The organism is Rothia gullae, assembly GCF_024294905.1.
Classification (GTDB): Bacteria; Actinomycetota; Actinomycetes; order Actinomycetales; family Micrococcaceae; genus Rothia.
In genome coordinates this window covers 1-18,347 of sequence record NZ_JANCOC010000008.1, presented here as the reverse complement: position 1 = coordinate 18,347, position 18,347 = coordinate 1, and the positions used below count along the sequence as shown (strand labels likewise).

The following is an 18,347-nucleotide window of genomic DNA, read 5'->3' as shown; positions in this document are numbered from 1 at the left end:
GCATATACGCTGCTGCATGTATTGATATGTAGCGGCACGAGAGATTAGAAGGAGTATCCATGCGTTTGACAGCATTCTCGGATGTCTCGCTCCGCGTTCTGATGCTCCTGTCTGCTCTGGAGCCCGGTCAGAAGCTTTCCACTCAGAAGATCGCTGAGGGAGTGGACACTCCCTATAACCACGTGGCGAAGGCTGTGGCTTTCCTCGTGAACATGGGTTACCTGGATTCGACTCGCGGTCGCGCCGGGGGCGTCATGCTTTCCGATGCTGGTCGTTCTGCGACCGTCGGCACTATTCTTCGTGCTACTGAGGGCGATATCCCCATGATTGAGTGTGAGGATGAGAACGGCCACTGCCCCCTCGATAAGTTCTGCCGCCTGCGCAACGTGCTGGCGAAGGCTCGTGAGGCGTTCTATGCTTCGGTGGACTCTGTTGTGATTAGCGAGTTGACTGCCGGTGCACATCCCGTTGGTCCGATATTTGTGGAGCTAGGCTTCGCGCCTCCGGAGAATGCGTTGCCTGTGCGCTAAGCCTGCACGCTAAAGGAATACGTGGTACCTGTGGAGCTTTCCGGTGGGAGGCTCCATAGAGTTTTAACACGAAGTTTAGGGTTTTTCTGCGGTTGATGCGGGGGCTGCTGGGCGGTTCACGCGGGGGTCTCTCGGCTTTCTTGCAGGGGTTTCTTGCAGGGGTTTTTCGAGGGGAGTGGGGAGTATTTTACCGTTGCTTGCGTGGCTGCTGTAACCTGCGTGAGTCCTCAATTTGTGCAGGGAATGCAGAATATTGCAATTTTGCTTTTCAAATGCAGAAAATGTGACCATATTCATTTTTGCACCATACTACATACTTTCCATAGTAAATATATTTTTATTCCAGAATTTTTATGCACACTTCGGGGCTAGTCACCCGGCAAACTCAAAAACAGTGCTGAAAATATATAGTGTGACGCGGGGCTCTCTCTTTGAGTCAAGCTGAACCATAAGTCTCGCCTAGACCCCTCAATATCCCGCAGGGAGTGACCTGCACTCAGCGCAAACACCCCGCAAAATGCTACGGTAAGGGTACTTTATAAACACTCCGTCACTAACTGAGCTGTCCGAGTGAACGCCCTAGCATCACACATATCAAGGGCATCATCACAACGACCGAGGTGACCACACAGGAAGAAGGCAAGACATGCTCTCCGAGAAGTACCGCCCCATTATTGAGGCAACGCTGCCCATCATTGCTGAGCGCATTAACGACATCACCCCCGACTTCTACCGTCGAATGTTCGCCGCTCGCCCCGACCTGATGGACGGCATGTTCTCCCGCTCCTCCCAGCTCGAAGGTACCCAGCCCAAGGCGCTGGCAGGCTCCATCGCCGTGTTTGCCTCCTACATTGTCGAGCACCCGAACTCCTACCCCGACGAGGTCCTCTCTCGCGTTGCACACAAGCACGCATCCCTGGGTCTGAAGGAAGAAGAGTACCCCACCGTCTACAAGTACCTCTTCGAGGCAATCGCCGCTAACCTGGGCGACCTGGCTACCCCGGAAATTGTTGAGGCATGGACCGAGGTCTACTGGCTCATGGGCAACGCCCTCATCAAGCTGGAGAAGGGCCTGTACGCTTCCCAGGCAAACGACGTCATGTTCGCACCCTTCAAGGTCGTTGACCGCAAGGAGACCGGTGAGAACGTCATCGTGCTGACCTTCGAGCCCGCCGACGAGACCCCCATGACCGAGTCTAAGGGCGGCCAGTACATCTCCATCGTCGTTCCCGCACGCGACGGCCTGCGCCAGGCACGCCAGTACACCCTGCTGCCCAGCGAAAAGAACCAGCGCCGCATCGGTGTGAAGCTCGACCCCAACGGCGAGATGACCTCCATCCTGCACGAGCTGGAAGTTGGCGCAGCCGTTGAGCTTTCCAACCCCTACGGTGACCTGACCCTGGAAGGCTTCGGCGACCCCGAGGCACCGCTGTACCTCTTCTCCGCAGGTATCGGCACCACCCCCATGCTCAGCTTCCTCTCCGAGCTGATTGAGAAGGGCTCCGAGCGCCCCGTGACCGTGGTCCACGCAGACCGCCGCCTGGACACCTGGCCCCTGCGTGAAGAGCTCGCCGAGCTCGTCGGCAAGATGCCCAACGCACGCCTCGTATCCTTCATCGAGGGTGAGGGTGGCGACTTCACCGGCCGTGTCGACGTCTCCAAGCTGGATGTTCCCGCCAACGCTAACGTCTACCTCTGCGGCCCGCTGCCCTTCATGCAGGGCGTACGCTCCGCACTGGTGGAGGCAGGCGTTCCCGGCAAGAACATCAACTACGAAATCTTTGGCCCCGACCAGTGGATGCTCCACGACCAGGCACGCGAGGCGTAAAAACCTCGTAAGCCGGCTCGTCCGCTAGGTTTCTTAAACCCGGCTAGGTTCTCCCTCTGAGATAGGAGAACCTAGCCGGGTTTTTAAAACTCAAAATAAAAGATCCCACCCCGCAGAAATAATCTGCGGGGTGGAATCTTTAGTAGCTAGCTAGTGTTTAGCCCTGGCGAACCAGAGCTAGAACCTCGTCGCGGACGCGCTCCATAGTCGCAACATCCGGTGCCTCAAGGTTCAGACGCAGGAAAGGCTCAGTGTTCGAAGGACGCAGGTTAACCCACCAACCCTCTTCGGTGTTGGTGAAAGTGGTGCCGTCGGAGTCCTCAACAACCACGGGAGCGTTAGCGTAGTGTGCACGCACGCGGTCCACAGCGGCAGCCTTGTCTTCCAGCTCGGAGTTGATCTCACCGGAAGCAACGTACGGGGAGTACTTCGCGCTAATCTCGGAGAGAGGCTGATTGCTACCACCCAGAGCAGCCAGCACGTGCATTGCAGCGAGCATGCCGGTGTCTGCATTGAAGAAGTCCTTGAAGTAGTAGTGAGCGGAGTGCTCGCCACCGAAAACGCCGTTCTCCTCCGCCATAACAGCCTTGATGAAGGAGTGGCCCACGCGGGTCTTCACTGCGCGGCCGCCCAGCTTCTCAACCAGCTCAGGAACAGCCTTCGAGGTGATCAGGTTGTAGATGATGACGGGCTCTTCGTTACCTTCTGCCTTCGCACGAGCAATCTCGCGCTCAGCAACCAGAGCAGTCACAGCCGAAGGGGTGACGGGCTCACCCTTCTCATCGATGACGAAGCAACGGTCAGCATCGCCGTCAAATGCCAGACCAATGTCAGCACCGTGCTCAACGACAGCCTTCTGCAGGTCAACCAGGTTAGCCGGCTCCAGCGGGTTAGCCGGGTGGTTCGGGAAGGTACCGTCCAGCTCGAAATACAGGGGAACGATTTCCAGGGGCAGGCCCGGCAGGATAGTGTCGCCCAGAACAGCGGGAGTGGTCATACCACCCATGCCGTTACCAGCGTCAACAACAACCTTCAGGGGGCGGATGGAAGACAGATCCACCAGCTTGCGCAGGTACTCTGCGTAGGGCTTGAGGACGTCCTTCTCAGAAACGGTGCCGACCTTCTCCACCGAAGGAATCTCACCCGAATCCAGGTACTTCTGGGCCAGGTCGCGAATATCGAACAGACCAGACTCGGAAGACAGCGGAACAGCGCCAGCCTTGGACATCTTCATGCCGTTGTACTCTGCGGGGTTGTGGCTAGCGGTGAAGGTAACACCGGCAGCATTCTCTACGCCACATGCGAAGTACAGAACGTCAGTCGAGATCAGGCCAATCTTCTCAACATTTGCACCGCGAGCGGTTGCACCTTGGGCGAATGCATCCATGAATTCGGGGGAGGAGGGGCGCATATCGCCACCGATCAGAATGGTCTGGCCCTCCAGACCGAGAACGTCTACGAAAGCTGCGCCAGTAGCGCGAACAGTCTCTGCGGTAATGGTTTCGCCGACGATGCCACGCACGTCGTACGCTTTGAACGAGTCATGTAGATTAATAGTAGTCACGCCTTTTATTTTAGCGGTAAAGAAGTGCAACTAGCCTCTATAATGGGCAGGTAAAACCTTATAAATTCCGCTGAATGTATGGTTTTTTATTACGTCACTTACTTCAAATAACTCACGTCGAGAGGTATTTTCCCCCATGGGTGAGATTTTTTCCCTAAAAAACCAAATTCAGAATTATGCGTGGGGTTCGCGCGAAATTCTCGGACGCATGCGTGGCGTGCCCGTCCCCACCGAACAGCCCGAGGCTGAGGTGTGGGTTGGCGCGCATCCGGCTGCGCCCTCCCGTGCGACCGTTGACGGCACCGAGTCCCCGCTCAACGAGCTAATCCAGGCTGAACCCTCCCGTTTCTTGCGCCCGGACCGTACCTCCGACTGGTTCCCCTTCCTCTTTAAGATCCTTGCGATTGATGCACCCCTGTCGATTCAGGTGCACCCCACCCCCGAACAGGCTATTGCCGGCTTCGAGGATGAGCAGGCACGCGGCATCGCGATTGACGCGCCGCACCGCAACTACAAGGACCGCTACTCCAAGCCTGAAACCGTCATTGCATTGACCCCGATGCGCGTGCTGACCGGTGTGCGCACCTCCGAGCAGCTGGCAGAGCTGGCTGAGGCGTTCAAGGCCGACTGGCTGGCAGAACGTGTAGAGCTCACCCCCAAGCAGCTGCTGACCGAGATTATTCGCATGCCCGAAGAGACCGCCACCGCGGCTGTTGAGCAGCTTGTCGAGGCGGCGGCACAGCTGACCGGCTCTGAAAACGCTGCTATTGCTAACGCAGCTGAGCTCGTGCAGATTGTTGCCGGCAAGTACCCAGGTGACCGCGGTCTGCTCGTCGCCTTCGTCATGAACCTGGTACACCTGGCCCCGGGCGAATCTGCATTCACCCCCGACGGCCAGGTACACGCCTACGTCTCCGGTACTGCTATTGAGCTGATGAACCCCTCCGATAACGTGATGCGCGCGGGCCTGACCGCAAAGCACATCGACACTGAGGAGCTCATTAAGGTTCTCGGCGAAAGCCAGGACGCACCCGTCATCCAGCGCCCCACCCCCGAGAACGCGCCTGTGGGCACCTACGCTATGTGGGATCAGCGCATGAGCGTGACCCGCATCCGCGTTGAAGAGGGCAAGCCGCAGGATTACACCTTCGAAGGCATTAGCGCCGCGCTGAGCGTATCCGGTGAAGTCACCATTCACGCGGCAGACGGCAACGGCACCGAAGAGTTCGTTCTGGGTGCCACCGAGTCGGTACTGCACGTGGGTGAGCCCTCGGCGGCAACCCTGAGCGGTAGCGGTGAGCTGTACATCGCTTCTTACGTTTAGGTTTAATATTTGGGTCTTACCTCTAGGCGTTGCGTCTGGGAAGTGTCACTAGACACTCAAATCTAGACAGGTAAATGGAGCATTCAAAAGAGATCGCTCCGCTAATGATACTCATAAAGAATCCACGTTCTTTCGTACCTTGGAATAAGGTGAGGGTACGTGGATTTTTTATTCCCCCGATGCTCGGTGGGAGGGGCTTTTTGTGTTGACCCTACAGAATGTGTTCTAAGTAACCTATAATTGGTCTTATAAATATGCGTTTACCTGTGCCTTTATGCACCTCTTCCTCAGGTACGCAACCCCAAACCGCTAGGAGAACACCGTGAAGATCATCCTCACCGTCACAGGTATCGACCACGAAGGCATTATCGCCGCCGTGACCGCAACCCTCGCCGAGCGTAAGGTCAACGTCCTCGACGTCTCCCAGACCATTATGGGCGAATACTTCACCATGATTATGCACTGCTCCTTCGACGAAGCGCAGCAGAACCTCATCGACTTGCAGGAAGCCATGATTGGTGTCGAGCACGAACAGAAGGTGCAGATTCGCATCCAGGCAGAATCCATCTTCAAGGCAATGCACACCATCTAAGGCTCCACTTATGCGCAACACCAACATTTTAGAAACCATCCAAATGATCGAGGAGCAGAAGCTCGACATTCGCACCGTCACTATGGGTATCTCCCTGCTCGACTGCGCCGACTCTGACGGCGAGGTAGCCCGCCGCAAAATCTACGACAAAATCACCAGCTGCGCTGCAAACCTCGTCAGCGTCTGCGAAGGTATCGAAGCTGAGCTCGGCATCCCGATTGTCAACAAGCGTATCGCCGTCACACCCATCGCGCTGGTGGCAGGCGCCTCCAATGATGAAGACTACGTAGAATTCGCTCGCACCCTCGACGCAACTGCCAAAGCAGTCGGCGTGAACTTCGTCGGAGGCTTTAGCGCCCTCGTCGACAAGGGCATGACCCCCGCCGACGAAAAGCTGATTCGCTCCATCCCGCGAGCGCTCGCAGAAACCGACGTGGTCTGCTCATCCGTGGATATCGGCTCATCCCGCGCCGGCATCAATATGAGCGCCGTCAAACTCATGGGCGAAACCATCCGCGCCACCGCAGACCTGACCGCCGACGCACACGGCTTCGGTTGCGCCAAGCTCGTCGTCTTCGCGAACGCCGTCAGCGACAACCCCTTCATGGCGGGCGCATTCCACGGCGTGCAGGAGGCAGACACCACCATCTCCGTAGGTGTCTCCGGTCCCGGCGTGGTACACCGCGCCCTGCAGAAGGTCCGCGGCGAATCCTTCGACACCTGCGCCGAAGAAATCAAAAAGGCAGCCTTCAAGATTACCCGCGTTGGTCAGCTGGTCGGTACCCTTGCCTCCGAGCGTCTGGGCGTACCCTTCAACATTATTGACCTCTCACTGGCCCCCACCGCAGAGATTGGCGACTCGGTCGCGCACATCCTCGAAGAGATGGGTCTGGAAACCGTCGGTACCCACGGCACCGTTGCGGCACTTGCGCTGCTCAACGATGCGGTGAAGAAGGGCGGCCTCATGGCCTGCTCGAACGTCGGTGGCCTCTCCGGTTCCTTCATCCCGATCTCTGAGGACATCGGCATGATTGAATCCGCAGCCGCCGGACACATTACCCTGGACAAGCTCGAAGCGATGACCGCCATCTGCTCCGTCGGCCTGGACATGGTCGCGGTTCCCGGCGACACCCCCGCCGCCACCCTCGCCGCAATGATTGCCGACGAGGCAGCAATCGGCGTGATGAACCACAAGACCACCGCGGTCCGCGTCATCCCGGCGGTCGGCCTGGGCGTAGGCGACATGGTCGAATTCGGTGGCCTGCTCGGTCGCGCACCCGTCATGCCCACCCACACCCCCAGCGCGGAGGCGTTCATCGCCCGCTGCGGTCGTATTCCGTCGCCGGTTCACGGTTTCCGCAACTAAGCTCGATTCCGTAATTAAACTCTAGGGGCACTGAGAACCAACAGAAAAAGGGGAGGAGCCGAAGATCATCTCTTCGGTGCCTCCCCTTTTTTGCTGTATGAGCTACCAAGAAACTACTGATACACGAAGCGGCTCATCAATGCCTCAAGCGCCAAACGCGCATTCGCGTTTGTCCGCAGACGACGCAGAGTCAGCTCGACCGCTTGCACATCCTCCAGCAGCTGCTGGGCAGAACGGCGGGTGCAGAACGCCTCCAGAGGCTCACGTAAATGCTCATTGACCAACGGAGCCTGCGCCGACAGAGCCACCGTCAACGCATCACGCAGAACCGTCTGAACCTGCGCCACGGAACGCAACAGCGTATCGGAGGAAACACGCTTAGCGCGGCGCTTCTGTTGCTCCTCCAGGCGGCGAACCTGCGCTCGCAAGGACGGCGAAACACGCTCACCCTCGCGAATACCCAGCAGAGCCAGAAGCTCCTGGCGTTCCTGCTCATCCTTGAGAGCGGAGACAGCCTGTGCGTCCTGGTCGGCAAGGTCGGTGAGCTTCTCAGCTGCGTTGAAAGCCGAAGAAATAGAACGAACATTCAGAATCAGGGAGGTAATCAACTCACGACGAGCCATCGCACGCTCATCGGTCGCCAAACGGTACCCCTCCTGCGCATCACCCAGAGCCAGACGTGCCGCACGCTGCGCCAAAGGATCCACCAAACCGTGCGCCAGCAAATACTCGTGCACCTGCGCATCGGTAGGAACCGGCAACTGCACCGGACGGCACCGCGAACGAATCGTCACCAGCACATCGGTGGGGGAGGGTGCCGTCAACAACCAAATCGTATGCGGCGGCGGCTCCTCAATCGCCTTCAACAACACATTGGAGGTACGCTCCGGCATGCGCTCGGTGTCCTCGACTAAAATTACGCGCCAGCGACCCACAGTCGGGCGGTCCTGAGCTTTCATGACCAGCTCACGTGCCTCATCAATGGTGATGTGCGTCGCCTCGGTACTAAAGTGCGTAAAATCTGCGTGCGAACCGTTCATGACGGTCACGCAGCCCTTGCACAGACCGCATCCACGGTTCTGCGGGTCGGGTTGCTCGCACAGCAGTGCGGCAGCGAAAATTTTTGCAGCCTGACGGTGAGGCGCACCGGTCGCACCCGTGAAAAGCCAAGCGTGCGTGGGGCGGTTGGCGGCGGCATCCGTGCGTAGTTGCTGGAGCTTATCGGAGGGAATCAGCAGGGTATCCCAGAGGCTCATGAGTCCTCCTTACCGGTGCGGACCAGCTCGCGGGCGGCAAGCAGAGGTTCAATCACCTCGAACACGCGCGCGTGTACCTGCTCAATCGTGCCCACACCATCAATGATGCGGTGCGAACCGTTAGCGTCCTCGCGGGCGATTTGCTCGAACGCACCGTGAATGCGGGCCTTGAACGCGGTGCCTTCAGCCTCAATACGGTCGACGGTGCCGCGTTGGTCCATGCGCTCCTGCTCGGCGCTCAATGGCACACTCAACAATAGGGTCGCGTCGGGAACCAGGTCGGCGGTGGCCCAGCGGCTCAAATCGACGATGGTTTCAATACCCAGATTACGGCCAACACCCTGGTACGCGGCGGAAGAATCAATATAGCGGTCGCTGAGCACGATGGTGCCCTCAGCGAGCGCCGGACGAATCAACTGGGAGGCGTGAGCTGCGCGGGATGCCGCAAAGATTAGCGCCTCGGTGCGGTCGTCAATGGTGCCCTGACCTGCTTCCAGGACGAGGGCGCGCAGCTTCTCGCCGATCTCGGTGCCGCCTGGTTCGCGGGTGGTGATGACACGGTATCCGCGGGCGCTGAGTGCTTCATTCAGCAGGGAGAGCTGGGTGGTTTTGCCAGCACCGTCGCCTCCTTCGACCACGATAAAAAGCCCGCGGCGACCGGTCGGGTCGGCGGGAAGATTCTGCGCATCGGGGGTGTAGCTGAGAGTATCCATCACCCTTAAGGGTACCGGGTCTCTTAGCTGCACCGGTGGGGTTTTGGTGATACCTCCGCGTGGGATTGAGCGCGTATCAAGGTAAAAAACATATAAATCCTGCGTACTGTTACCCGTGCGGGCGTGCGTTCTGGGCGCGGGTGTGCCAGTCTTAAAGACATGAGTGCAGATAACCACGACATGAATTACTCCGCAGAGACCTTCGTCGTCTCTGGCGGCCGCCCGGCACACGAGCATGACGCGCCGGTGAACCCTCCGATCGTTCTTTCTTCCACCTACCGCGGTGTGGACGCCGTCAATATTGAGCAGGATCGCGTGTACGCCCGCTTCTCGAACCCCACTTGGGAGGGCATGGAAGAGGTTGTGGCGAAGCTGGAGAACGCTACCCAGCCCGGTCTGCTGTTCCCCTCCGGTATGGCTGCTGTCGCTGCTGTGATTGACCTGGTGCCGGTTGGTTCCATTGTTCTGATTCCGAAGCACGCATACATGGCGTCGGTGACCCTGTGCAAGGATTTGGAGCGCCGCGGCATCATTGAGCTCGTTCGCGTGGACATCGAAGACACCGAGAGCGTTATCGCCGCTATGGAGGACGCCGCATCCCGCACCGGCGTGACCCCGGAGAACGTGAACTACTCGGAGCCGAAGGTCCTGGCGTGGCTGGAGAGCCCCACGAACCCGATGCTTGAGGTTGCTGACCTGCCTGCCCTGCTTTCTGCTGCTCGCCGCCTGGGCATTGTGACCGCGGTGGATAACACCTTCGCAACCCCGATTCTGCAGCGTCCTCTAGATTTGGGTGCAGACGTAGTGGTTCACTCCGCGACGAAGTTCCTTGCGGGCCACTCTGATGTTCTGCTGGGTATGACCCTGACCTCGAATGAGGAACTGTACAAGGCGATGCGTCACCACCGCATCACCAACGGCGCAATCCCCGGTCCGGTGGAGGCGTGGCTTGGTTTGCGCGGTCTGCGCACCCTGGCGCTACGCGTGGAGCGTGCGGTGCAGAACGCGCAGGTTCTTGCAGAGCGTCTGAGTGAGCACCCCTTCGTGACTGAGGTGCGTTACCCGGGTCTGGAGAGCGACCGCGGTCACGAGGTTGCGAAGAAGCAGATGGACGGTTTCGGTGCGATTTTGTGCGTTACCCTGGATACGGATGCTCAGGGTGCCCGTAACGTTGTGGAGGCGTTGAAGCTGTGGACCCCGGCAACCTCTCTGGGCGGCGTGGAGTCTCTGGTGGAGCGTCGTCGTCGCCACGGTAACGAGCCGGATTCGATTCCGGAGTCTCTGCTGCGCCTGTCGGTGGGTATTGAGAACGTGGATGACCTTTACAATGACTTGGTTGAGGCCTTTAAGGTTGTCCGCTAAGCGCTTTGCTAGGGTTGTCTAGAGAAGCTGCTGATTCTAAGGAATACTATGTCTCCTATTCTGCTGGTCTGGTATGTGACCACTTTTGTTGATACGCTGCTGGCTATCGCTGGTGCTGCGGTTGGTGTGCTGGCTTTTGTGCGTGCGTGGATGTCTCCGGCGAACGCGTACGATTTTGCCGGTAAGCGCCCGAAGAACACGTGGCTGGCTTTGACCGGTGGTTCTGCTGCGGTGTCGCTGTTTAGCGTTTTTGCTGCGGTGACTGGCGGCGGTAATACTGTGCTGATTCTTCAGCTGGTTGCTGCTGTGATTAGCTGCGTGTTCCTGGCTGGTGTGTGGCCTTCGGTGGGTCGCCGCCGTTTCTAGCGTTAGCTTTTGCACTCGCTTTGGGCGATAGATGGTGAAGCCTCGCGCGCTGTCTGATGGGTTTATCCCGGTCGGATGGTGTGCGGGGCTTTTCCCTTTTCTGGAGGGGTTTTTGAGCCTTTCGTTCTGGTACAAAAGACCTTTATAAATTTTTGGGAGAATGCATATGTTCTAGGCCTTGAGGCATGACAAACCGGCGGGTAAATGAAAAAATAGAGGTATGACTTACAAACTAGTACTCCTGCGCCACGGCCAGTCCGAGTGGAACGAGAAGAACCTGTTCACCGGCTGGGTGGACGTTAACCTGACCGATAAGGGCCGCGCTGAGGCTAAGCGCGGCGGCGAGCTGCTGGCAGAGCGCAGCATCCTCCCCGATGTTGTTCACACCTCCCTGCAGCGTCGCGCAATCAACACCGCAAACCTTGCACTGGATGCAGCAGACCGTCTGTGGATTCCCGTCAAGCGCACCTGGCGCCTGAACGAGCGTCACTACGGTGCTCTGCAGGGTAAGAACAAGTCCGAGATCCGCGAGGAATACGGCGACGAGAAGTTCATGACTTGGCGTCGTTCCTACGACGTTCCGCCGCCCCCGCTGGATGACAACGACCCCTACTCGCAGGCAAACGACCCCCGCTACGCGGATGTTGAGAACGCTCCTCGCACCGAGTGCCTGAAGGACGTTCTGGGCCGTATGCTTCCCTATTGGGAGTCGGACATCAAGCCCGACCTCGCAGCAGGTAAGACCGTTCTGGTTGCTGCACACGGTAACTCCCTGCGTTCGCTGGTCAAGCACCTCGAGGGTATTTCCGATGAGGACATTGCTGGTCTGAACATCCCCACCGGTATTCCGCTGTACTACGAGCTGGATGAGAACTTCCAGCCCGTCAAGCCCGGCGAGTACCTGGACCCCGAGGCTGCTAAGGACGCTATTGCTGCCGTGGCAAACCAGGGTAAGTAATACCTCCGGCAGGGTTTCACCCCTGTCATTGTGATGAGCCGCCCACCGTTGAGGTGGGCGGCTCATTGCGTTCTCGGCAGGGTTTCTGCGCGGGGAGCCTGCCTGAGAAGACGGGTGCTCTTCTGAGTGCTGGGTATCCGCCACATTTATACTTATGGGGTACCCGAATGGAAGGGAAGTACATGGATGCCGGTCTGATTGCCTTTATTGCAGGCATGATAGGTCTGCTGGTGGGCGTTCTGAGCATGAACGCGGTGGTGCGTAGTGAACGGGAGCAGGAGCGTAGTTTGGTGTCGGCGCCGGCGCTGCGTGATGGTGCCGCTCAGGTGCTTGCTGTGATTGGTCGCGCCTACCTGGTGATTGATGAGGTGGGCGGCGTGGTTCAGGCTTCTCCGGGTGCGTATGCGATGGGTTTGGTGCGTGGTCATACGGTAGCGTCTGATGAGTTGGCGGATATGATTCGCACGGTGCGTCATCGCGGTATTTTTGCGGAGCGTACTTTTGAGATTGACCGCGGTGAGGGTGAGGCGCTGGTCTTGGATGTGCGTGTTGCTTCGCTGGGGGACGAGTACATTTTGGTGCTTGCGGATGACCGCACTGAAATTTCTCGTGTGCAGCGTATGCGTAATGATTTTGTGGCGAATGTGTCGCATGAGTTGAAGACTCCGGTGGGTGCGGTGAGTCTGTTGGCTGAGGCTATTGAGCAGGCGAGTGATGACCCGGAGGCGATTGAGTATTTTGTGGGGCGTCTTCATAAGGAGACGCGCCGCCTGTCTGCGCTGGTGCGTGACATTATTGAGCTTTCGCGTCTGCAGTCGACCGATGTGATTGCGCGTGGTGGTCCGGTGTCGGTGCCTTCTTTGGTGGCTGATGCGGTGGATCGTTCGCATATTGTGGCGGAGGAGAAGGACATTCAGATTTCTACCCGCATCGAGGAGGTTCCCGAGGTGTACGGTGATGCCGAGCTGCTCGGTATTGCTGTGCAGAACCTGGTGGAGAACGCGGTGCGTTATTCGCCGGAGCATACGAAGGTGGATATTTGGGTGCACCGTGTGGCTGATCAGCTGCTGGTTGAGGTTGCTGATCAGGGCGTGGGTATCCCGGAGGACGAGCAGAAGCGTATTTTTGAGCGTTTTTACCGGGTTGATCCGGCTCGTTCGCGTCAGACGGGCGGCACTGGTTTGGGCTTGAGTATTGTGAAGCATGTGATGACTCAGCACGGTGGTAGCGTGACGGTTCGGTCGATGCCGCAGGAGGGCTCGACGTTTACGTTGGCGTTGCCGCTGAATGAGCCTCCGGCCGCAGTGTAGTGTTAGCGGTGTAGGTTTTATGGAATCGAAGGAAGTTATTGATGTCTAAAATTCTGATTGTTGAGGACGAAGAGGCCCTCTCGGATCCCCTTGCATTTTTGCTGGGTCGTGAGGGTTTCCAGACGATTGTTGTGGATAACGGTTTGGATGCTCTGCCGGTGTTTGACCGCGAGGGCGCGGATTTGGTGCTGCTGGATGTGATGCTTCCGGGCATGTCCGGTATGGAGGTGTGCCGTAAGCTGCGTGAGGTGTCTTCGGTCCCGATTATCATGCTGACCGCTAAGGATTCTGAGCTGGATAAGGTGCTGGGTCTGGAACTGGGCGCTGATGACTATGTGACGAAGCCGTATTCTGCGCGTGAGCTGATTGCTCGTATCCGCGCGGTGTTGCGTCGTCGTTCGGCGGAGACTGATTCTGCTACTGAGTCGGTGCTGCAGGGCGGCCCGGTGCGTATGGACATTGACCGCCATGTGGTGACGGTTAATGGTGAAGAGATTTCTATGCCGTTGAAGGAGTTTGAGCTCCTGGAGATTCTGCTGCGCAATGTGGGTCGTGTGATGACTCGTGGCCAGCTGATTGAGCGCGTGTGGGGTGCCGACTATGTGGGTGATACGAAGACCCTGGATGTGCATATTAAGCGTCTGCGTTCGAAGATTGAGCCGGATTCTTCTGCCCCGCAGTATGTGGTGACGGTTCGCGGCTTGGGCTATAAGTTCGAGGCGTAGGCGGGCTTGAGACTGATGAGTTCTTCTGCGGCGAATACTGCTGTGATTGTTTTGGCGGCTGGTTCGGGTACTCGCCTGGGTGAGCCGATCCCGAAGGCTGCTGTGCGTGTGCATGGTCGTACTTTGCTGGATTATGCGTTGGAGGGTGCGCTCGCTTCGGGTGTTGCTGAGCATGTGGTGGTGACTGTTCCTGCTGATTGTTCGGTGAGTTGCCCGGAGCTTTTGGAGGATGCCCGCCGTGCCGGTGCGTTGATTACTGCCGGTGGTGATACGCGTACTGCTTCGGTGGTTGCGGCGTTGGATGCTTTGAAGGATGCACAGGTTCCGGTGGATTATGTGCTGATTCATGATTGCGCTCGTGCTTTTACTCCGCCGCAGGTGTATCACCGCGTGCTTGAGGGTTTGGGTTCTGAGAGCCCGCAGGGTGTTGTGCGTGCGGTGATTCCTGTGTTGCCGGTGGTGGATACGGTGAAGACTGTGGATTCTGCTGGTTTGGTGACGGGTACTCCTTCGCGTGCGCAGATGCGTGCGGTGCAGACTCCTCAGGGGTTTGAGGTGGCTGCCTTGTTGGCGGCGCATGAGCGTAGCCGTTCCCTGCCTGATGAGGAGGCTGAGCTGTTGACTGATGATGCGATGGCGATGGAGGCGGCGGGTGAGCCGGTGTTGACGGTTGCCGGTGATGCGGATGCATTTAAGGTGACGACTCCGATGGATTTGCGGGTTGCTCGCGCGCTGTTTGGTGATTCTGCTACCTAACCCTGCCGCCTAACGCCTCTTTTGCGGAGGCGTTGCTGCTGAGAAGATGTTTGATTGATTGAAGGGTCCTGTGATGACTGTTATTCCTCGTGTTGGTACCGGTGTTGATGTCCACGCTTTTGGTGAGGAGAGCACTCCTCTGTATATTGCTGGTCTGCATTGGCCGGGTGAGCGTGGTTTGAGCGGCCATTCTGATGGTGATGTGGTGGCTCATGCTGCCGCGGATGCTCTTTTTGCCGCCTCCGGCACGGGGGATTTGGGCTCTAATTTTGGTGTGGACCGCCCAGATATGAAGGGCGCTTCTGGTGTTCGTATTCTTTCTGAGGCTGCGGCGATTGTGCGTGCTGCTGGTTTTGAGATTGGTAATGTGAGCGTTCAGCTGGTGGGTAACCGCCCGAAGTTCTCTCCGCGCCGTGATGAGGCGAACCGCGTGCTGAGCGAGGCGGCGGGTGCTCCGGTGACGGTGATTGCGACGACTACTGATGGTTTGGGTTTGACGGGCCGCGGCGAGGGGGTGGCTGCTATTGCGACGGCGCTGGTGTACCCGCGCCCGTAGGTGTTTGGCTGCTTCGAGCCATTCTGTAACCTATCGCTGATTTACCGCCCCGGCGTCCGAGCCGACCCCGTAGAATGAGAGTGTGACTATGCGTTTTTATGATTCAGCTTCCGCGACTATTCGCGAGTTTGAGCCCGTCGTGCCCGGTGAGGCGCGTATCTATTATTGTGGTGCTACGGTGCAGGGTGAACCGCATCTGGGCCATATCCGTTCGGCGTTGGTTTTTGACCAGTTGAGCCGTTGGATGAGTTACCGCGGTTTGAAGGTGACGACGGTCCGTAATGTCACTGATATTGATGACAAGATTTTGGCGAAGTCTGCTGATTCTATGGAGCCCGGTTTTGAGGGTGAGTTCCCGAGTGAGCAGTGGTGGGCGCTCGCGTATCGTTTTGAGAAGGTTTTTGCTCAGGCGTATGCGGCGTTGGGTATTGATCCGCCGACGTATGAGCCGCGTGCGACCGGTCATATTCCGGAGATGTTTGCTCTGATTCAGCGTCTGATTGATCGTGGTCACGCGTATCCTGCGCTGGATGATTCTGGTGACGTGTATTTTGATGTGCGTTCCTGGGGTAAGTATGGTGCGCTGACGAATCAGAGCGTTGAGGATATGCAGGATTCTGTGGATGCTGATCCACGCGGTAAGCGTGACCCTCGCGATTTTGCCCTGTGGAAGGGTTATAAGGAGGGTGAGCCGCTGACTGCTTCGTGGGAGTCTCCGTGGGGTCGCGGCCGTCCGGGCTGGCATCTGGAGTGCTCGGCGATGGCTGGTAAGTATTTGGGTTCGCGTTTCGATATTCACGGTGGCGGTTTGGATTTGCGTTTCCCGCACCATGAGAATGAGCTGGCGCAGTCGACTGCTGCTGGCGATGATTTCGCGAACTTCTGGATGCATAACGGCATGGTCACCTATGAGGGTGAGAAGATGTCGAAGTCTATCGGTAATACGATTTCGCCGGCGCAGATGCTGCAGATGGCTCGTCCGCTGGTGGTTCGCTATTACCTGGGTAGTGCGCATTACCGTTCGATTCTTGATTACCGTCCGTCGTCTTTACAGGAGGCGGCAACTGCTATTGAGCGTGTTGAGGCGTTCCTTGCTGCAACTCAGGATGTGCTGAAGCCGGGTCGTGAGGTTCCGGAGGCTTTTGCTGAGGCTATGGATGATGACGTGAATATTCCGCGTGCTTTGGCGGTTCTGCATGAGCAGACTCGTGCGGGTAATGCGGCGCTTGCTGCCGGTGAGGATGCTTCGGAGGCGGCGAATGCTGTGATGGCTATGGCTGAGGTTCTGGGTTTGGCTCAGCTGATGAGTTTTAACGCTGAGGGCACTTCGGGTGCTGAGCATGAGGCTCTGGATGCACTGATTCAGGCGGTGTTGGCGGAGCGTGCTGATGCTCGTGCTCAGAAGGATTGGGCGAAGGCTGATGCGATGCGTGATCTGTTGGCGTCTGCTGGTGTGCAGGTGAAGGATGGCGCGAATGGTTCGAGCTGGAGCGTTGGCTAGAGGGTGATGTGCCACGCGTTTGTGCGTAAGGCTTAGGTCGCGCGGGTTTCTCTCGCGTAGACTCGTATTCATTACTTTGACGAAGGAAGAGAAGAATGGCTAAGGCAGGTTCGCGCCCGGGCGCTACCAGCAAGAAGAAGGGTGCTACTAAGGGCACTGGCGGTCACGGTCGTAAGGCGCTTGAGGGTAAGGGGCCTACTCCGAAGGCTGAGGACCGCGTTTATCACAAGGCGTATAAGATGAAGCGTGCTGCTGAGCGTCGCGCTGCTACTGGTACGAACCGTAAGTTCCAGACTCGTCTGGGTGGTAAGCGTGCTAGCGATGAGCTGGTGACTGGTCGTAATGCGGTGCTTGAGGCTCTGCGTACTGAGATTCCCTCGAAGCACTTGTACATCATGAGCCGTGTTGAGGTTGATGACCGCGTTCGCGAGATCATGACTATTGCGAATAAGCGCAATATTCCGATGCTGGAGATTCCGCGTAGCGAGCTGGATCGTTTGACTGATGGTTCTGTGCATCAGGGTGTTGCGATGCAGATTCCGCCGTATAAGTACCCGGATGCGACTGACCTGGTGCTGGATACTATGGAGCGTTGGCACTCGGGTAAGCTGTCGACTCCGCCGCTGTTTGTTGCTTTGGACGGTATTACTGATCCGCGTAACCTGGGCGCGATTATTCGTAGCGTGTCCGCGTTTAGCGGTGATGGCGTGATTATTCCTGAGCGTCGTTCGGCTGCTGTGACTGCTGGTGCGTGGAAGACTAGTGCTGGTGCAGCTGCTCGTGTTCCTGTTGCGATGGCGACTAATCTGACTCGCGTGATTCAGCAGGCTAAGGAGCAGGGTATTTTCGTGATTGGTCTGGATGGCGGTGGTGATATTGAGTTGCCGGCTCTGGAGCTTGCGAATGAGCCGCTGTGCGTGGTGGTTGGTTCTGAGGGTAAGGGCCTGTCCCGCCTGGTGACTGAGAACTGCGATCAGATTGTGTCGATTCCGATTGATTCTGCGATGGAGTCTTTGAACGCGGCGATGGCTGTGGGTATTACTCTGTACGATGTTTCTCGTCGTCGCGCTACCGCGAACTAGAGTTTTGAAGCTTGCGGGCTACGGACTGTAGCTCTTTAGCTTGAACAAGGAGGGTGCCCCCGTGAGGGGGTGCCCTCCTTTTCTATGCTCTTCTGCGCTCTCCCTATATGTAGGTAATGTAGGTGCTCATATATAGGGAGGCCGCAGAACGGGGAAGCGCCGCGATACAGAGATGGGGGAGAGATGGGGGAGGGGCCGAGCCCCTCATCCCATTTTTTCTTCCCGTTTTCTCTTCCCCTCTTCTTGATGCTGAGTGGCTTCTGCCCCTCTATATGGGCTCTATTAGGGAGCTTCTGCAGATTTTTTTGGGGTGTTTTGAAGGTTTTTAAACTTTTTGTAAAGAAGTTCTAGCACCCATAAAAAGCACTGACTAGGTATTTTAGTACCTGGAAGGGTGTTTGAAACCTATCTGAGGCCTTATTTGTGGTCTACTTCACCCTATTTCGGGTTGCGGGGGTGTTTAGGGGTCTGTATAGTTGTATGAGTCGCCGCGGCGAGGAGGAAAAAACGAAGAACTTCTTCGGTGTTTCTCCTAGTCAGAAGCGGTTGACTGGCTTT

Annotated in this window: 17 protein-coding genes; 14 read left to right on the top strand and 3 right to left on the bottom strand. The window is 57.5% G+C overall.

Translation table 11 applies throughout. The features are described 5' to 3' along the window. The first annotated feature begins 59 nt into the window (after positions 1 to 59). Together NML54_RS05945 and NML54_RS05940 are read left to right on the top strand one after the other, a co-directional pair. The gene (locus NML54_RS05945; RefSeq protein WP_254756614.1) at positions 60 to 530 is read left to right on the top strand and encodes an RrF2 family transcriptional regulator; all 471 of its coding nucleotides are present in this window, start codon (positions 60 to 62) and stop codon (positions 528 to 530) included. A 646-nt stretch (positions 531 to 1,176) separates the two neighbouring features. Continuing rightward, complete coding sequence (locus tag NML54_RS05940; protein WP_254756611.1) at positions 1,177 to 2,358, top strand: FAD-binding oxidoreductase; 1,182 nt, start codon at positions 1,177 to 1,179, stop codon at positions 2,356 to 2,358. Between the two features lie 157 nt (positions 2,359 to 2,515). Here the strand turns inward: NML54_RS05940 and NML54_RS05935 are convergent, their stop codons facing one another. Then, a complete protein-coding gene (locus NML54_RS05935; protein WP_254756609.1) occupies positions 2,516 to 3,922 on the bottom strand; it encodes a phosphomannomutase/phosphoglucomutase in 1,407 nt (468 codons plus the stop codon). A 136-nt stretch (positions 3,923 to 4,058) separates the two neighbouring features. Here NML54_RS05935 and manA point away from each other — a divergent pair, with 136 nt between their 5' ends. The 3 genes from manA (at position 4,059) to NML54_RS05920 (ending at position 7,204) form a co-directional block, all read left to right on the top strand. Further along, entirely contained in the window at positions 4,059 to 5,246 is a 1,188-nt protein-coding gene (manA, locus tag NML54_RS05930; RefSeq protein ID WP_254756607.1) for a mannose-6-phosphate isomerase, class I, read from the top strand. A gap of 322 nt (positions 5,247 to 5,568) precedes the next feature. Further along, positions 5,569 to 5,838 (top strand): ACT domain-containing protein, encoded by a 270-nt coding sequence (locus NML54_RS05925; RefSeq protein ID WP_254756605.1) that lies wholly within the window; start codon positions 5,569 to 5,571, stop codon positions 5,836 to 5,838. Between the two features lie 10 nt (positions 5,839 to 5,848). Beyond that, a complete protein-coding gene (locus NML54_RS05920; protein ID WP_254756603.1) occupies positions 5,849 to 7,204 on the top strand; it encodes a PFL family protein in 1,356 nt (451 codons plus the stop codon). A gap of 113 nt (positions 7,205 to 7,317) precedes the next feature. Here the strand turns inward: NML54_RS05920 and NML54_RS05915 are convergent, their stop codons facing one another. Together NML54_RS05915 and tmk are read right to left on the bottom strand one after the other, a co-directional pair. Continuing rightward, complete coding sequence (locus tag NML54_RS05915; RefSeq protein WP_254756601.1) at positions 7,318 to 8,460, bottom strand: DNA polymerase III subunit delta'; 1,143 nt, start codon at positions 8,458 to 8,460, stop codon at positions 7,318 to 7,320. Then, entirely contained in the window at positions 8,457 to 9,173 is a 717-nt protein-coding gene (tmk, locus tag NML54_RS05910) for a dTMP kinase (protein ID WP_254756599.1), read from the bottom strand. The genes NML54_RS05915 and tmk overlap by 4 nt, the downstream gene beginning before the upstream one ends. A gap of 159 nt (positions 9,174 to 9,332) precedes the next feature. Here tmk and NML54_RS05905 point away from each other — a divergent pair, with 159 nt between their 5' ends. The 9 genes from NML54_RS05905 to rlmB all read left to right on the top strand — a co-directional run bounded on the left by NML54_RS05905 (position 9,333) and on the right by rlmB (position 17,789). After that, positions 9,333 to 10,535, top strand: coding sequence for a trans-sulfuration enzyme family protein (locus tag NML54_RS05905; RefSeq protein WP_254756597.1), 1,203 nt, complete (start codon positions 9,333 to 9,335; stop codon positions 10,533 to 10,535). 48 nt (positions 10,536 to 10,583) lie between these two features. Beyond that, positions 10,584 to 10,901, top strand: coding sequence for a DUF2516 family protein (locus NML54_RS05900; RefSeq protein ID WP_005507153.1), 318 nt, complete (start codon positions 10,584 to 10,586; stop codon positions 10,899 to 10,901). Positions 10,902 to 11,121: 220 nt separating this feature from the next. Further along, a complete protein-coding gene (locus NML54_RS05895; RefSeq protein WP_254756595.1) occupies positions 11,122 to 11,859 on the top strand; it encodes a phosphoglyceromutase in 738 nt (245 codons plus the stop codon). A 167-nt stretch (positions 11,860 to 12,026) separates the two neighbouring features. Continuing rightward, positions 12,027 to 13,169, top strand: coding sequence for a sensor histidine kinase (locus tag NML54_RS05890; protein ID WP_254756593.1), 1,143 nt, complete (start codon positions 12,027 to 12,029; stop codon positions 13,167 to 13,169). A 41-nt stretch (positions 13,170 to 13,210) separates the two neighbouring features. Next, positions 13,211 to 13,894, top strand: coding sequence for a response regulator transcription factor (locus NML54_RS05885; protein WP_005507150.1), 684 nt, complete (start codon positions 13,211 to 13,213; stop codon positions 13,892 to 13,894). Positions 13,895 to 13,909: 15 nt separating this feature from the next. Then, a complete protein-coding gene (gene ispD, locus NML54_RS05880) occupies positions 13,910 to 14,650 on the top strand; it encodes a 2-C-methyl-D-erythritol 4-phosphate cytidylyltransferase (RefSeq protein ID WP_254756591.1) in 741 nt (246 codons plus the stop codon). Between the two features lie 73 nt (positions 14,651 to 14,723). Beyond that, positions 14,724 to 15,206 (top strand): 2-C-methyl-D-erythritol 2,4-cyclodiphosphate synthase, encoded by a 483-nt coding sequence (gene ispF / locus NML54_RS05875; protein WP_254756589.1) that lies wholly within the window; start codon positions 14,724 to 14,726, stop codon positions 15,204 to 15,206. 82 nt (positions 15,207 to 15,288) lie between these two features. Further along, a complete protein-coding gene (gene cysS, locus NML54_RS05870) occupies positions 15,289 to 16,707 on the top strand; it encodes a cysteine--tRNA ligase (RefSeq protein ID WP_254756587.1) in 1,419 nt (472 codons plus the stop codon). A gap of 95 nt (positions 16,708 to 16,802) precedes the next feature. Next, a complete protein-coding gene (gene rlmB, locus NML54_RS05865) occupies positions 16,803 to 17,789 on the top strand; it encodes a 23S rRNA (guanosine(2251)-2'-O)-methyltransferase RlmB (RefSeq protein ID WP_254756585.1) in 987 nt (328 codons plus the stop codon). Positions 17,790 to 18,347 lie beyond the last annotated feature (558 nt).

Bases quoted from the DNA above. Each gene is read 5' to 3' on its own strand.
- NML54_RS05920 (WP_254756603.1), top strand. From the start codon at position 5,849: ATGCGCAACACCAACATTTTAGAAACCATCCAAATGATCGAGGAGCAG.
- NML54_RS05940 (WP_254756611.1), top strand. From the start codon at position 1,177: ATGCTCTCCGAGAAGTACCGCCCCATTATTGAGGCAACGCTGCCCATC.
- tmk (WP_254756599.1), bottom strand. From the start codon at position 9,173: ATGGATACTCTCAGCTACACCCCCGATGCGCAGAATCTTCCCGCCGAC.
- NML54_RS05885 (WP_005507150.1), top strand. From the start codon at position 13,211: ATGTCTAAAATTCTGATTGTTGAGGACGAAGAGGCCCTCTCGGATCCC.
- rlmB (WP_254756585.1), top strand. From the start codon at position 16,803: ATGGCTAAGGCAGGTTCGCGCCCGGGCGCTACCAGCAAGAAGAAGGGT.
- ispF (WP_254756589.1), top strand. From the start codon at position 14,724: ATGACTGTTATTCCTCGTGTTGGTACCGGTGTTGATGTCCACGCTTTT.
- NML54_RS05890 (WP_254756593.1), top strand. From the start codon at position 12,027: ATGGAAGGGAAGTACATGGATGCCGGTCTGATTGCCTTTATTGCAGGC.
- manA (WP_254756607.1), top strand. From the start codon at position 4,059: ATGGGTGAGATTTTTTCCCTAAAAAACCAAATTCAGAATTATGCGTGG.
- NML54_RS05895 (WP_254756595.1), top strand. From the start codon at position 11,122: ATGACTTACAAACTAGTACTCCTGCGCCACGGCCAGTCCGAGTGGAAC.
- NML54_RS05900 (WP_005507153.1), top strand. From the start codon at position 10,584: ATGTCTCCTATTCTGCTGGTCTGGTATGTGACCACTTTTGTTGATACG.
- ispD (WP_254756591.1), top strand. From the start codon at position 13,910: ATGAGTTCTTCTGCGGCGAATACTGCTGTGATTGTTTTGGCGGCTGGT.
- NML54_RS05915 (WP_254756601.1), bottom strand. From the start codon at position 8,460: ATGAGCCTCTGGGATACCCTGCTGATTCCCTCCGATAAGCTCCAGCAA.
- NML54_RS05905 (WP_254756597.1), top strand. From the start codon at position 9,333: ATGAGTGCAGATAACCACGACATGAATTACTCCGCAGAGACCTTCGTC.
- NML54_RS05945 (WP_254756614.1), top strand. From the start codon at position 60: ATGCGTTTGACAGCATTCTCGGATGTCTCGCTCCGCGTTCTGATGCTC.